The organism is Stenotrophomonas sp. EMP41 (assembly GCF_047495535.1).
Taxonomy (GTDB): domain Bacteria; phylum Pseudomonadota; class Gammaproteobacteria; order Xanthomonadales; family Xanthomonadaceae; genus Stenotrophomonas; species Stenotrophomonas sepilia.
This window is the reverse complement of record NZ_CP179923.1, coordinates 609404-622040: the sequence shown is the minus strand read 5'-3', so window position 1 is coordinate 622040 and position 12637 is coordinate 609404. Positions and strand designations below refer to the sequence as shown.

At 67.4% G+C, this 12637-nt stretch carries 14 protein-coding genes; 5 read left to right on the top strand and 9 right to left on the bottom strand.

What is annotated here, in order from left to right:
• Positions 1-116 precede the first annotated feature (116 nt).
• From acpP to ACMGRF_RS02790, 7 genes are all read right to left on the bottom strand, one after another.
• Positions 117-356: an acyl carrier protein gene (gene acpP / locus ACMGRF_RS02820; protein WP_005415509.1), complete on the bottom strand. Its 240-nt coding sequence runs from the start codon at positions 354-356 to the stop codon at positions 117-119.
• A gap of 152 nt (positions 357-508) precedes the next feature.
• Positions 509-1252 (bottom strand): 3-oxoacyl-ACP reductase FabG, encoded by a 744-nt coding sequence (gene fabG / locus ACMGRF_RS02815; protein WP_049440536.1) that lies wholly within the window; start codon positions 1250-1252, stop codon positions 509-511.
• An 81-nt stretch (positions 1253-1333) separates the two neighbouring features.
• On the bottom strand, positions 1334-2278 hold the full coding sequence (gene fabD / locus ACMGRF_RS02810; RefSeq protein ID WP_099486449.1) for an ACP S-malonyltransferase: 945 nt from the start codon (positions 2276-2278) through the stop codon (positions 1334-1336).
• A 147-nt stretch (positions 2279-2425) separates the two neighbouring features.
• Positions 2426-3208: a hypothetical protein gene (locus ACMGRF_RS02805; RefSeq protein ID WP_049417070.1), complete on the bottom strand. Its 783-nt coding sequence runs from the start codon at positions 3206-3208 to the stop codon at positions 2426-2428.
• Between the two features lie 76 nt (positions 3209-3284).
• Entirely contained in the window at positions 3285-4262 is a 978-nt protein-coding gene (locus tag ACMGRF_RS02800; protein WP_414485615.1) for a beta-ketoacyl-ACP synthase III, read from the bottom strand.
• Positions 4263-4353: 91 nt separating this feature from the next.
• The gene (gene rpmF, locus ACMGRF_RS02795) at positions 4354-4548 is read right to left on the bottom strand and encodes a 50S ribosomal protein L32 (RefSeq protein ID WP_005408308.1); all 195 of its coding nucleotides are present in this window, start codon (positions 4546-4548) and stop codon (positions 4354-4356) included.
• A 107-nt stretch (positions 4549-4655) separates the two neighbouring features.
• A complete protein-coding gene (locus ACMGRF_RS02790) occupies positions 4656-5165 on the bottom strand; it encodes a YceD family protein (protein WP_049404889.1) in 510 nt (169 codons plus the stop codon).
• A 113-nt stretch (positions 5166-5278) separates the two neighbouring features.
• On the opposite strand from ACMGRF_RS02790, the gene ACMGRF_RS02785 reads away from it, so the two are divergent.
• On the top strand, positions 5279-5848 hold the full coding sequence (locus tag ACMGRF_RS02785; RefSeq protein ID WP_049417068.1) for a Maf family protein: 570 nt from the start codon (positions 5279-5281) through the stop codon (positions 5846-5848).
• Between the two features lie 101 nt (positions 5849-5949).
• Here ACMGRF_RS02785 and ACMGRF_RS02780 read toward each other — a convergent pair whose 3' ends face one another.
• A complete protein-coding gene (locus tag ACMGRF_RS02780) occupies positions 5950-7785 on the bottom strand; it encodes a glycosyltransferase family 39 protein (protein ID WP_049417067.1) in 1836 nt (611 codons plus the stop codon).
• Positions 7786-7827: 42 nt separating this feature from the next.
• Between ACMGRF_RS02780 and ACMGRF_RS02775 the strand changes: the two genes are divergently transcribed.
• From ACMGRF_RS02775 to ACMGRF_RS02760, 4 genes are read left to right on the top strand one after another with little or no spacing between them, the layout of a single operon-like run.
• A complete protein-coding gene (locus ACMGRF_RS02775; protein WP_049417066.1) occupies positions 7828-8781 on the top strand; it encodes an AAA family ATPase in 954 nt (317 codons plus the stop codon).
• A gap of 23 nt (positions 8782-8804) precedes the next feature.
• Positions 8805-9728 carry a DUF58 domain-containing protein gene (locus ACMGRF_RS02770; RefSeq protein WP_049417065.1) on the top strand — a complete coding sequence of 308 codons (924 nt, stop codon included), beginning with the start codon at positions 8805-8807 and terminating at the stop codon, positions 9726-9728.
• Positions 9721-11670, top strand: a complete 1950-nt coding sequence (locus ACMGRF_RS02765) for a DUF3488 and DUF4129 domain-containing transglutaminase family protein (RefSeq protein ID WP_111191833.1) — start codon at positions 9721-9723, stop codon at positions 11668-11670. The genes ACMGRF_RS02770 and ACMGRF_RS02765 overlap by 8 nt, the downstream gene beginning before the upstream one ends.
• Entirely contained in the window at positions 11667-12194 is a 528-nt protein-coding gene (locus tag ACMGRF_RS02760) for a Slp family lipoprotein (protein ID WP_049417063.1), read from the top strand. The genes ACMGRF_RS02765 and ACMGRF_RS02760 overlap by 4 nt, the downstream gene beginning before the upstream one ends.
• Positions 12195-12270: 76 nt before the next feature.
• Here the strand turns inward: ACMGRF_RS02760 and ACMGRF_RS02755 are convergent, their stop codons facing one another.
• A complete protein-coding gene (locus ACMGRF_RS02755; protein ID WP_014036181.1) occupies positions 12271-12630 on the bottom strand; it encodes a histidine triad nucleotide-binding protein in 360 nt (119 codons plus the stop codon).
• Positions 12631-12637 lie beyond the last annotated feature (7 nt).

Below are 12637 nucleotides of genomic sequence, written 5' to 3'. Positions count from 1 at the left end.
AATCGGGTAACACGGTTTGCTTCGGTGTGATGCTCAAACACACGGGGCCGCAACTGCGGCCCCATGGGGTGCGGTGCGCGGCGAGCGTGAGCCCGCGCGCGCACTGCCGTCTGACATCAGGCCTTGACGTGGGCCTTGATGTAGTCGATGGCGGCCTGCACGGTGCTGATCTTCTCGGCTTCTTCGTCCGGGATCTCGCACTCGAATTCTTCTTCCAGGGCCATCACCAGCTCGACGGTGTCCAGCGAGTCAGCGCCCAGGTCATCGACGAACGATGCGCTGTTGGTGACTTCTTCTTCCTTGACGCCAAGCTGTTCGACGACGATTTTCTTGACGCGTTCTTCGATGGTGCTCATGGGATCTCGCTCCAGATGGAGTTGTGGTTCAAAAGTGGTCGCCATCAAGGGCGATGGCCGTGGGATAGTGTAGTGGAAACCGGCGCGGCCTTGCATTGCAGCAAAAACCTCCGCAGATCAACCACTTGCGGCGCAATCCCTGCGCCCCTTGCTTACGGCATGTACATGCCGCCGTTCACATGGAGGGTTTCGCCGGTGATGTAGCCGGCAGCCGGGCTGGCCAGGAACGCCACCGCATGGGCGATGTCCTCCGGCGAACCCAGGCGTTCGAGGGCGATGTCGTTGATCAGCGCGGTACGCGCTTCTTCCGGCAACGCCTTGGTCATGTCGGTGTCGATGAAGCCGGGTGCGACAACATTGACGGTGACACCGCGCGAACCGATTTCCTTGGCCAGCGACTTGCTGAAGCCGATGATGCCGGCCTTGGCCGCGGCGTAGTTGGCCTGGCCGGCATTGCCGGTCACGCCCACCACCGATGCGATGTTGATGATGCGGCCCTTGCGCGCCTTCATCATGCCGCGCATCACCGCCTTGCTGGTACGGAACACGCTGGTCAGGTTGGTGTCGATGATCGACGCCCAGTCCTCCTCCTTCATGCGCATCAGCAGGTTGTCGCGGGTGATGCCGGCATTGTTGACCAGGATCGAGATCGGGCCGAATTCCTTGGCGATGCCATCGAGCACGCTGTCCAGCGCAGCGGCGTCAGTGACGTTCAGCGCGCGGCCGTGACCGCCGTGGGCGGCCAGGCGCTCACCGATCGCGGCGGCGCCGGATTCGGTGGTGGCGGTGCCGATGACGGTGGCGCCCTGGGCGGCCAGCAGATCGGCGATGGCGGCGCCAATGCCACGGCTGGCACCGGTGACCAGTGCGATTTCACCCTGCAGGGGCTTGCTCATGATGTTTTCCTCAGACGGGAGCGGACGCCGCACCGTGCCGCTTGCAGCGGCCACCGGTACGGCCGGCAGGAACAGGGAAGGTCAGGCCGACCATGCCTCGCGGGCGGCTTCGAAGTCGCCCGGCGTGGCCAGCGGACGGCCGTCGATGGCCTTGTCGATGCGCTTGACCAGGCCGGTCAGCACCTTGCCCGGGCCGCACTCGGCGATCTGGGTGATGCCGCGGGCGGCCAGCGCCTGCACGCACCCGGTCCACTGCACCGGCTGGTACAGCTGCTGGACCAGCGCGGTGCGGATGGCGTCCACGCCGTCGTGCACCTGGGCATCGACGTTCTGCACCACCGGCAGCTGCGGCGCCTGCCAGGACAGGCCGGCCATCACTTCGGCCAGGCGGTTGGCGGCTTCGCGCATCAACGGGGTGTGCGAGGGCACGCTGACGGCCAGCTTGACCGCCTTGCGCACGCCCTTCTCGGCCAGCAGCGCCAGCGCACGGTCGACCGCATCGGCGTCGCCACCGATCACGATCTGGCCCGGCGAATTGAAGTTGGCCGGCACCACTATCTGGCTGCCTGCGGCTTCGGCACAGACATCCAGCACCAGCTGGTCTTCGGCACCGAGCACGGCGGCCATGGCACCGACACCGGCCGGCGCCGCTTCCTGCATCAGCTGGCCACGCAGGCGCACCAGGTGCGCACCGTCATGCAGGCTCAGCGCGCCGGCGGCAACCAGGGCGGTGTACTCGCCCAGGCTGTGGCCGGACAGCACCGACGGGCGCGGACCGCCCACGGCGTTCCAGGCGCGCCACACACCGATGCTCGCGGCCAGCAGGGCCGGCTGGGTGTATTCGGTACGGTTGAGCATTTCCTCCGGGCCACCCTGGGACAGCGCCCACAGGTCGACGCCGGCACCATCGGATGCCTCGGTGAAGGCTTCACGCACCTGCGGGTGCAGTTCGGCCAGCTCGGCCACCATGCCCACAGACTGCGAGCCCTGGCCGGGGAAGACAAAAGCGAGGGTGGATACGGTCACGCGGTCATCCGCTTGTTGCGATCGAAGCGGGCCATGATAAGGGGGAATCCGCTGTGTCGTCTGTACGTGCGCGTATGCAGGCGTATGGAGCAATGACAGGGTCAGATCCCTTTCCCACGGGAAATGGGATCTGACCCCGGCCGACGATCAGCAGAACAGCTGCAGGACGTCCAGATCGCCGTCGGCGAGGAAATCCACGCACAGGCCCACCAGCATCAGCACGCCAGCAGTGCTGGCACCGTGGGTGATGAAGATCGAATGGGCCAGCGCGCGCGCTGAGCGGCCCAGCTTCATGCAGACCCTGGCCAGGCTGCGCAGGCGGCCACTGACCGCATGCACGTGCTCGCGCACCGGCGCCTGGACCCCGCCCATCGCCTCGGCCATCATCGCCTGCAGATGTTCGGGGCGGTCAGCGTAGTACTTGGCCACGCCATAGCCGAACATCAGCCAGTCGCGGGCCTGCGCTTCGGACAGGTCCATCACTTCCAGCGGATCTTCCTCGAAATCGATGAAGCCGACCTGCTGCCCATCCCAGGTGAGATTGCGCGGCAACGGCTGGCCGAAATAGGCGCCGCGCGCATGCGCTTGGGCAATGGCCTGCATCGCCGCCATCACCAGCCGATCACGACCGGCTTCGTCGGCTTCGCGCAGGCAGGTATTGAACGAACTTCCGTTGTCGCCGATCACCAGCGCGGCATGGCCGGTGCCCAGCACGTCCGGTACGTTCACGCCTTGCGCCTGCAGCTCTGCAAGGCGGCGGGCCTCGGTTTCGCGCGCGGCGTCGCCACCACGGTGCGGCGGCGGGCGCAGGGCATCGAGATGGAAACGGCGCGCAACAAAATTGAGCAGGCCCAGGGCCAGTGCTCGGCTTCCCTTGCCGTACTGCTTCAGCCAGGCACGTTGCCCTTCGATGACGATGGGCTCAACCATGACAGGTCCTCCTTAAACGCGTTACGGCCCCGGAGGGCCGCAACGACAAGACTTCACGTTGTCGTAACTTGCACTATCAATAGCGCAGCAGGGCCGAACCCCACGTGAAGCCGCCGCCGAAGGCCTCCAGCAGCAGCAGTTGGCCGCGCTCGACCCTGCCCGACCGCACGGCGGCATCCAGCGCCAGCGGCACTGAACCGGACGAGGTGTTGCCGTGCTTGTCGACGGTCACCACGACCTGGTCCATCGACATGTCCAGGCGCTTGGCGGTGGCTTCGATGATGCGCAGGTTGGCCTGGTGCGGGATCAGCCAATCCAGGTCGGACTTGTCCAGGCCGTTGGCGGCCAGGGTCTCGTCCACGACCGAGTCCAGCGCCTTGACGGCGTACTTGAACACGTCGTTGCCCTTCATGTTGATGGTGCCGCCACCATTGGCGCCATCCTTGAAGCCGGTCGAAACGCCGACCGGGTTCCACAACAGCTCCTTCTTGCTGCCATCGGCATGCAGGTGAGTGCTGAGGATGCCGGTTTCTTCGTCGGCCTTGAGCACGACGGCGCCGGCGCCATCACCGAACAGCACGCAGGTGGTGCGATCGTTCCAGTCGACCATGCGGGTCAACGTTTCGGTGCCGATCACCAGCACGTGCTTGCAGTCGCCGGAGCGGATGAACTTGTCGGCCACGCCCAGCGCGAACACGAAGCCGGAACAGGCTGCGTTGACGTCGAAGGCGGGGCACCCGGCCACACCGAGCTTGGCCTGGATCAGGCACGCGGTGGACGGGAAAATAAGGTCAGGAGTGGTCGTGCCGACCACGATCATGTCGAGCTGCGAGGCGTCGATGCCTGCGGCTTCAAGCGCGCGCAGGGCGGCCTTGTAGCCAAGGTCGCTGGTGGTTTCGCCTTCGGCCGCGATGTGCCGTTCACGAATTCCGGTGCGCGACTGGATCCACTCATCCGAGGTTTCGACCATTTTTTCCAGGTCGGCGTTGGTCAGGACTTTCTCCGGCAAATAGCTACCGGTGCCCGCGATCCTCGAATAGATCCGCTTGCTCATCATGTTTCCTGTTGCGCGGGCCGCCGATCACCGGCACGCCCGGGAAAGAAGGCAAAGGCCGCTGCCCGGAAGCAGCGGCCTTCCCGGCACATCAATCTTCTTCGACGGCCGAGGTCTTGGTCTGGATGACCTTCTTGCCGCGGTAGAAACCATCGGCAGTGATGTGGTGACGCAGGTGCACTTCGCCGGTGGTCGGGTCGGTCGACAGCTGCTTGGCGCTCAGGGCGTCATGCGAACGGCGCTGGCCGCGGCGGGACGGGGTAACACGGGATTTCTGCACAGCCATGGGATTGCTCCAAACTCGGTTCGTTTTGCTTCGTCGTATCGTCGCGCAGGACGCCAGCGCCCAGCACACTTTCGCTTTCGCCGCAGCCGCCGACGACAATCCGGCTGCTATTGTTTCTTCAGAGCTGCCAACGCCGCAAACGGGTTGGCCTTCTTCGTTTCTTCTTCGCTCGGTGCCCAGTCCTTGTCGACTGCCTCACCGTCGGGTGACAGCGGCACCACAGGCACCGCCAGCACCAACTCGTCCTCGACCAGGTCCAGCGGACGCAGCTGGCCGTCTTCCGGCACCAGCAACGCCTCGTATTCCTCCGGCAGGGACGATTCCTCGTCCTCGTCGCGGATCAGGCCAAGCCTCTGGGTCACCTTCACCGGCAACAGGAATCGCTGCATGCTGCGCTGACAGGTCAGCGGCAACGCGGTGTCGATGGTCAGTTCCACATAGGATACCCGCAAGACATCGTCGCGACCGAATTCAAGCGAGTAGACACACTCGCCGTCGGTATCTGCGACCAACCCCTGCAGGCGGGTCAATTCAGCCAGGGAGACCTGACCGTCGAAGCGCCTTCGCGCTACAACCATCCGCCAGGCATCCAGCGTTTCGGGCACGTTCGCGGACATAAGCCGCTGAATACTAAGGATCGCACCGCCCGCTGTCAAATGCCCGCCATACAGGACTTGCTGCTGGCGTTGCCGGCGGGCCAGACTGCCGCACCCTGCCCCGGTATTCTCGCATGTCACTGGTCCTGGCCTCCACCTCCCGCTACCGTCGCGAACTGCTGCAACGGCTGGGCCTGCCCTTCGACTGCGCACGCCCGGAGGTGGATGAAACGCCGTTGAACGGCGAGGGTCCGCTGGCCCTGGCCACGCGCCTGGCCGCCGCCAAGGCGGCCGATGTCGCCGCGCGGCATCCGGGTGCCTGGGTGATCGGCTCGGACCAGGTCGCCGACCTGAACGGCCAGCCGCTGGGCAAGCCGGGCACGGTCGAGGCGGCCTGTGCGCAGCTGGTGGCGATGTCCGGGCAGACGGTACGCTTTCACACGGCAATCAGTCTCAGGCGGGCTGGAGAATCCCTGGCCGCCCTGGATCTGACCGAAGTGCACTTCCGCGCGCTGGACTCGCAGGAGATCGCCCGCTACGTCGCCGTCGAGCAGCCACTGGACTGCGCCGGCAGCTTCAAGTGCGAGGGCCTGGGCATCAGCCTGTTCGAGGCGATCGACAACCGCGACCCGACCGCGCTGGTCGGCCTGCCACTGATCGCGCTGTGCGGCCTGCTGCGCAGGGCTGGATTCGCGGTGCCGTGAACGGTAGAGCCGAGCCCTTGCTCGGCCGTTTTTTTCGAGGCTGCCCGCCATCTGTAGCAGAAGCAGCCGAGCATCGGCTCGGCTCTACAGGACCAGGGACCTCAACGAACCTCGAACGGCTGCTCCTGCCACGCCTCCACGCTGCCATCGCGCCCGTGCAGGCGCAGGCCGAGCCAGTGCCGGCCCGGCGCCAGCGTGGTGGTGTCCAACGACGCGTCGAAGCCCACCGCCGGATGCTGCGGATCGGTACTGCCCGGCCAGGCGGGGCGAACGTCGAACACGCGCCCATAACGCGCGTCACCGATCGAGCGGCCATCAACCAGCACTTCAACCCGCGCCAGCCCGACCCCATCCTTGAATGCCCACCCCTTGATGGCGAGCGTTCCGGAGACCTTTTCACCGTTGGACGGCGCATCCAGCCAAGCCATCGCGGGCGTTACGCAGGGCCCCTGTGCACGCTTGGCCGGCAGCCGGAACAGCAGGAACCGCTGGAAGCCATGATCGCTGCTGACCACGCGCGGCGCCGGCAGCGGCCCCACCTGCTCGCAGATGGCGTGATAGCGCGCCAGCAGATCGCGGTAGCGCTGGTCACTGGGTGACAACACCAGCAGCATCGGCATACTGCGCGGGCCTTCGTGCAGCAGGTCCCACTGCGCCAGCTGTGCGGTGCGCCCATGCTTGTCGTTGAGCGGATGTGGCAACACCTCGATATCACCGTTGCCCAGCTGGAAGCCCAGTTCGGCACCAACCTTGAAGTTGCCCGCCAGCACACGCGTACCCGGTGGCATCTGCCGCAGTTCGTCACGCACCGCCACGGCCAGTGGCTGCCAGCCGGCAAAGTTGCGCGGGTAGTACTTGCTGCCGGCCATCTGCTCGCGCAGTGCCGGCGTGGACGCCATCAGGTAGTAGCCGAACGCCAGCACCGTACCTGCAGCAGCCAGCCACCAGCCGGTACGGCGCAGCCAGCGCGGCCAACCGTTGAGGACCACCGGCACGGCCACCAGCAACGCCAGGTAGCCTGGCAGCGGCCAGTGGAAACTGATCCGCTCGACATCGGTGAAGAAGCCCAGCAGGAAGATGCCCAGCGTCGACACCCCGCCCACCAGGCCGAAATAGCGCCACTGCACCCGCGCCCCACCGCCACTGCGGGTACCCGCGAGGGCGACCTTCCACATCGCGATGCACAGGATCGGCGTCACCAGCATCGGCTGGATCACCAGGAACCACAGCCCCTCCCACTCGAACGCCCACGGGTGGCGCTCGACCACCTGGAACTTCAGGCCGGCATCGTGGTTGTCGGCATTCCACGCCAGCAACGGCAGCCAGGCCAGCACACCCACCGCCAGCGCCACCCATACGCGCGGGTCGGCCAGCATGCGACGGCCCTGCGGCAACGCCAGCAGCGCAATGAAGCCGACACCGATGACACCAATGAAACGGTAGTGGCTGAGCGCACCGATCAGCAGGCCCAGCGCCAGCTTCATCGCCGAGGACGCATCCACGCTGTGCAGCAGGCGTGCACCTGCGTGCAGGCAGATCACCGCCGCCAGCGCCATCGGCACGTCCGGCACGGCCAGCAGGCCCAGCGTGGCCGACAACGGCATCAGCAGGGTCAGGCTGCCCGCCTGCCAACCGGCCACGTTGCCGAACCAGCGCGTGGCGATGCGCACCACCAGCATCGGCAGCAGCGCGCCGATGGCCAGGAACGGCAGGCGCAATGCGAGTACGTGATGGCCACCGATCTCCACGCCCAGGCGTGCCAGCCAGGCGGTCAGCCCAGGCAGGTCGGAATAGGCAGCGGCCAGATGCTGGCCTTCCTGCCAATAGAACGCCTCATCGACGAACAGCGGCAGGCGCGCAGCCACCACCAGCTTGGCCGCTGTGACCAGCGTCCACAACCAGAGAAATATCGTCCGCGCGCGCTGTTCGCCTTGCATTGCTCTATGGATAATCGAATGGATTCCAGACCTGAGACGATCATGCCAGCCTCGTCCCCCAATCCCAGCATGCTAACCGATCAACTGCGCCAGGCCCTGCGGGAGGCACAGGATCAGGTGAACGCACTGGTGCTGGGCAAGGTGCCGGAAGTCAGGCTGGCCTTTGTCGCCCTGCTTTCCGGCGGCCACCTGCTCATCGAGGATCTGCCCGGGCTGGGCAAGACCACGTTGGCGCACGCATTGGCCAGCAGCCTCGGCCTCAGCTTCCAGCGCGTGCAGTTCACCTCCGACCTGTTGCCGGCGGATGTACTTGGCGTTTCGGTGTACGAGGCCGGCAGCCGCCAGTTCCAGTTCCATCCCGGCCCGGTGTTCACCCACGTGCTGCTGGCCGATGAGATCAACCGCGCACCGCCGCGCACGCAGAGCGCGTTGCTGGAGGCGATGGCCGAGCAGCAGGTCACGCTGGATGGACAGACACATCCACTGCCCGACCCGTTCTTCGTCATCGCCACGCAGAACCCGGTCGACCTGTCCGGCACCTTCCCGTTGCCGGATTCGCAGCTGGATCGTTTCCTGCTGCGGCTGGCGATGGGCTACCCCAGCGCGCAGGCCGAGCGCGAGCTGCTGCGCGGCAGTGATCGCCGCGACCTGATCGCACGCGCGGTGCCAAAGCTGGACGACACCCAGGTGCGTGCCTTGCGTGAAGCGGTTGGCCAGGTGCATGCCAGCGACGCGTTGATCGACTACGTGCAGGCGCTGCTGACCCGCAGCCGACACCATGCCGGCGTGCGCGTAGGCCTGTCACCGCGCGCGGGACTGGCCCTGCTGCGTGCCGCCAGGGCACACGCGCTGCTGCTCGGCCGCGGACATGTGGTGCCCGAAGACGTGCAGACGCTGTTCGTGGCGGTGGCCGGCCACCGCCTGGTGGCCGAAGCCGAATCCAGCTCCGGGCCGGCGCTGGCGCGGGCGATCCTGCAGACCGTCGCGGTGGACTGAAGGTGGCCACACGCTGGGCACGCATGCAGCTGCTGGCACGCCCCCGCAGGCCCGAAGCCCTGCCGCAGCGACTGGACCGCCATCGCATCTACGTACTACCGACCCGCTTCGGCCTGTTCGTCGCCACCCTGCTGTCGGCGATGCTGCTGGGTGCATTGAACTACAACAACAACCCAGCCCTGCTGCTGGCGCTGCTGCTGGCCGCGGCAGCGATCGCCAGCGCCATCGCCGCGCACCTGCAACTGTCCGGCATACAGATCGACGCGGTCTCCGCCGAACCGGTACCGGCCGGGCATCCCCTGCGCCTGCGCGTGGACCTTTCGTTGCGCGACCCGCGCGCGCGCCTTGGGCTGCACCTGCAGCTGGGCGCAAGCGAGGCCTGGGTTGCACTGCCTGCACACGGTCGCGGCGAAGTGGAGCTGGATGTTCCCAGCGAGCGCCGCGGCTGGCTGGAACTGCCCCGCATCCGCCTGTCGAGCACGCAGCCGCTGGGACTGGTGCGGGCATGGTCGTGGGTGTGGCCGGAGCAGCCGCTGCTGGTCTACCCGCTGGCCGAGGCACTGGCACCGCCGCTTCCGGAACGTGGCAACGACCCACTGCACACCCGCGCCCATGCCAGTGGCGATGAGCTGCACCAGTTGCGCCCCTATCGTGCCGGCGATGCCCCGCGCAGCATTGCCTGGAAACACTCGGCGCGCCGCGACAGCCTGCTGGTACGCGAGTACGAGAAGCCGATCGGCATCGAAGTGGTGCTGGACTGGCGCACGCTGGCACCGCTGGGCCATGAAGCGCGCATCGCGCGCCTGGCACGCTGGGTCGACATGGCCGAGCGCGAAGGCCGTCGCTATACGCTGCTGCTTCCGGCCCATCCGCCGTTGGGGCCCGGCCAGGGCGCCAGCCACCACCACCTGTGCCTGCGCGCACTGGCATTGATGCCCCATGACTGAGCCTGCCGTCCTGCTCGACCGCAACGCCCGCAGCTGGACCCTGGCCAGCGCAGCGCTGGCGCTGCTGCCACTGCTGCTGCAGCTGCCGCCGGTGCTTGCCATCGTGATCGCGATCGCCGCGGTGCTGACCGCTGCGCTTTCGTGGCGGCGGGTGCTGCCGATGCCGGTTCGCCTGTTGCTGGTGCTGGCCATGCTTGCCACCATCGTCTGGCAGATGGGCATGGTGCGGCCGGGCCGCGATACCGGCTGCGCATTGCTGGCGGCGATGCTGGCGATCAAGTCCAGCGAACTGCGCAACCTGCGCGATGCGCGCAGCCTGCTGGGCTTCGCGTTGTTCTCGCCGTTCGCGGCCTTCCTGCTCGACCAGGGGCCGCTGACCACCGGGCTGGCAGCGCTGGCCGCAGTTGCCGCACTGCTGGCCCTGCAACGCCTGGCCCTGGACGAGGGCCACAACCCTCGCCTGCCGCTGCGCGGACAACTGCGTGGTGTCGGCCGCCTGCTGGGGATCGGCCTGCCACTCGCGCTGGCCTGCTTCTGGCTGTTCCCGCGCTTGTCCACGCCGCTGTGGGGCGTACCCGAGCGAGCGGTGGGCACACCGGGCCTGGCTGACAGCATGGCGCCGGACCAGTGGCTGGACCTGATGGCCGACGACACCCCCGCGTTGCGCGTGCAGTTTTTCGGCGCGGTGCCCGAACCTGCGCAGCGCTATTGGCGCGGCCCGGTGCTGACGTCGTTCGACGGCCACCGCTGGAGCCGCGATCGCGCGACGGCCGGGCGCCCCGCACCGGTGGTCGAAACCACCGCACAGGGCTGGGACTACCAGATCGACTACGAGCCCACCGACCGTCGCCTGCTGGTGGCACTGGACCTGCCCAGCCGCGCACCGGAGGGCAGCAGCTTCGATGCCGACATGAGCCTGCGCAGCGACCGCACGCTGTCCGCGCTCAGCCGCTGGCGGTTGCATTCGGCGCCGCCGCAACGGTTCGACACCGATCTGTCGCCGTACCTGCGCCGCGCCGCGCTGCAGCTTCCGCCCGGCTTCAATCCGCGCACCGCCCAGCTCGCGCGGCAATGGCGGCAGGAGGCCGGCAGCGATGACGAGGCCATCGTCCGCCGTGCGCTGCAATGGATCACCCGCGACTTCTCCTACACGCTGGATACACCGGTGGCGGGGCGCGATCCGGTCGACGATTTCCTGTTCAACTACAAGGCCGGCTTCTGCCAGCACTTCAGCTCGGCCTTCGTGGTGCTGATGCGCAACGCCGGCATTCCGGCCCGGGTGGTGACCGGCTTCGCAGGCGGTACCCGTAACCGCATCGGCGACTACTGGGTGGTGCGTCGCATGGATGCCCACGCCTGGGCCGAAGTCTGGCTGCCGCAACGCGGCTGGGTGCGGGTCGACCCGACTGCCGCCGTGGCACCCGAACGCATCCTGGACACCCTGGACGACCGCCTGCAGGCCGGCACCGATACCCCGCTGCAACAGCGCTGGCTGCAGCTGGGGCAGATGGGTGACTGGCTGCGCCGCGGCTGGAACGACCTGGTGCTGTCCTTCGATGCACGCCGCCAGCAGCAACTGCTCAAGCCGTTCGGGCTGGATGACCTCGGGCCGGCGCAGCTGGTGACCGGATTCGTGGTCGCCGCCCTGCTGGCACTGGCGTGGATGGCCTGGCTGCTGGCCCGCGGCGAGCGCGAGCGCGACCCGCTGCTGCGCGCCTGGCACCGGCTCGGGCGGCGGTATGCGCGCCTCGGCCTGGCCCGCGAACCGCACGAAACCGCACAGGACTGGGCACAGCGGGTTCACCGGCAGCGCCCCGACCCGACCCTGCTCGCGCTCAGCCAGCGTTTCGCCGACGCGCGCTACGCTGGAACTTGCACCGACCTCGCTTCATTATTGCGGGACCTGCGCAGGCATCGCCCGACTTCCGGAGCCTCCCCATGAACACCAAGTTCCTCCTCACCGCTGTGGCCACGCTGGCCCTGTCGGCCTGCGCCACGGCCCCCAAGCCGCTGCAGGGACAGTTCAGCCTGGTTTCCCCGCGCGACTCGGTCGCCACCCAGCAGGTCGGCACGCCGGTCCGATGGGGCGGCCGCATCATCGAGACCAAGCCCGGCCAGGGCGAGACCTGCTTCCAGATGATCTCGCGCCCGCTCAACGCCAGTGGCCGCCCGAACACCACCTCGTCCGACGCCAGCGACGGCCGCTTCATTGCCTGCCGCGCCGGTTTCTACGACCCGGCCGTGTTTGAACCCGGCCGTGACGTGACCTTCATCGGCAAGATCGACGGCTACCAGAACACGCGCATCGGGGACTACGACTACCGCCTGCCGAAGCTGTCGGCCGATGTGATCTACCTGTGGCCGGAACAGCGCCAGGTCGATGTGGTGCCCTACCCCTATGGCCCGTGGGGCCCGGGTCCGTGGGGCCCGTACTGGGGTGGCTACGGCCGTTGGGGCTGGTGGTGATCGCCACCCACCCTGCATGATCGGAAAAGGCCGCCTTCGGGCGGCCTTTTTCATCCACGCATGCGTGGACAGGGCCTCAACGCCCCGGCGTACCGAAATGCCCCAGCGGCGCGCCGGCCAGCAGGTGCATGTGGATGTGGAACACGGTCTGCCCAGCGTGCTCGCGGCAGTTCATCACGATGCGGTAGCCGTCCTGCGCGAAACCCTCGCGGCGCGCGTATTCGGCAGCGGCCAGGGCCAGCTTGCCGATCAGGTGCGCCTGCGACGGCTGCAGGTCGTCCAGGGTCGGGATGATCTCGTTCTTCGGAATGAACAGTACGTGCACCGGCGCCTGCGGTGCGATGTCCTTGAAGCCCAGCACCTCGTCGTCCTCATAGACGATGGTGGCCGGGATCTCGCGACGGATGATCTTGCTGAAGAGGGTTTCGTTGCTCATGGTCGGC

Coding starts and splice junctions, on each gene's coding strand:
- acpP (WP_005415509.1), bottom strand. CDS start 356: ATGAGCACCATCGAAGAACGCGTCAAGAAAATCGTCGTCGAACAGCTT.
- fabG (WP_049440536.1), bottom strand. CDS start 1,252: ATGAGCAAGCCCCTGCAGGGTGAAATCGCACTGGTCACCGGTGCCAGC.
- ACMGRF_RS02805 (WP_049417070.1), bottom strand. CDS start 3,208: ATGGTTGAGCCCATCGTCATCGAAGGGCAACGTGCCTGGCTGAAGCAG.
- ACMGRF_RS02800 (WP_414485615.1), bottom strand. CDS start 4,262: ATGAGCAAGCGGATCTATTCGAGGATCGCGGGCACCGGTAGCTATTTG.
- rpmF (WP_005408308.1), bottom strand. CDS start 4,548: ATGGCTGTGCAGAAATCCCGTGTTACCCCGTCCCGCCGCGGCCAGCGC.
- ACMGRF_RS02790 (WP_049404889.1), bottom strand. CDS start 5,165: ATGTCCGCGAACGTGCCCGAAACGCTGGATGCCTGGCGGATGGTTGTA.
- ACMGRF_RS02785 (WP_049417068.1), top strand. CDS start 5,279: ATGTCACTGGTCCTGGCCTCCACCTCCCGCTACCGTCGCGAACTGCTG.
- ACMGRF_RS02780 (WP_049417067.1), bottom strand. CDS start 7,785: ATGCAAGGCGAACAGCGCGCGCGGACGATATTTCTCTGGTTGTGGACG.
- ACMGRF_RS02775 (WP_049417066.1), top strand. CDS start 7,828: ATGCCAGCCTCGTCCCCCAATCCCAGCATGCTAACCGATCAACTGCGC.
- ACMGRF_RS02770 (WP_049417065.1), top strand. CDS start 8,805: ATGCAGCTGCTGGCACGCCCCCGCAGGCCCGAAGCCCTGCCGCAGCGA.
- ACMGRF_RS02765 (WP_111191833.1), top strand. CDS start 9,721: ATGACTGAGCCTGCCGTCCTGCTCGACCGCAACGCCCGCAGCTGGACC.
- ACMGRF_RS02760 (WP_049417063.1), top strand. CDS start 11,667: ATGAACACCAAGTTCCTCCTCACCGCTGTGGCCACGCTGGCCCTGTCG.
- ACMGRF_RS02755 (WP_014036181.1), bottom strand. CDS start 12,630: ATGAGCAACGAAACCCTCTTCAGCAAGATCATCCGTCGCGAGATCCCG.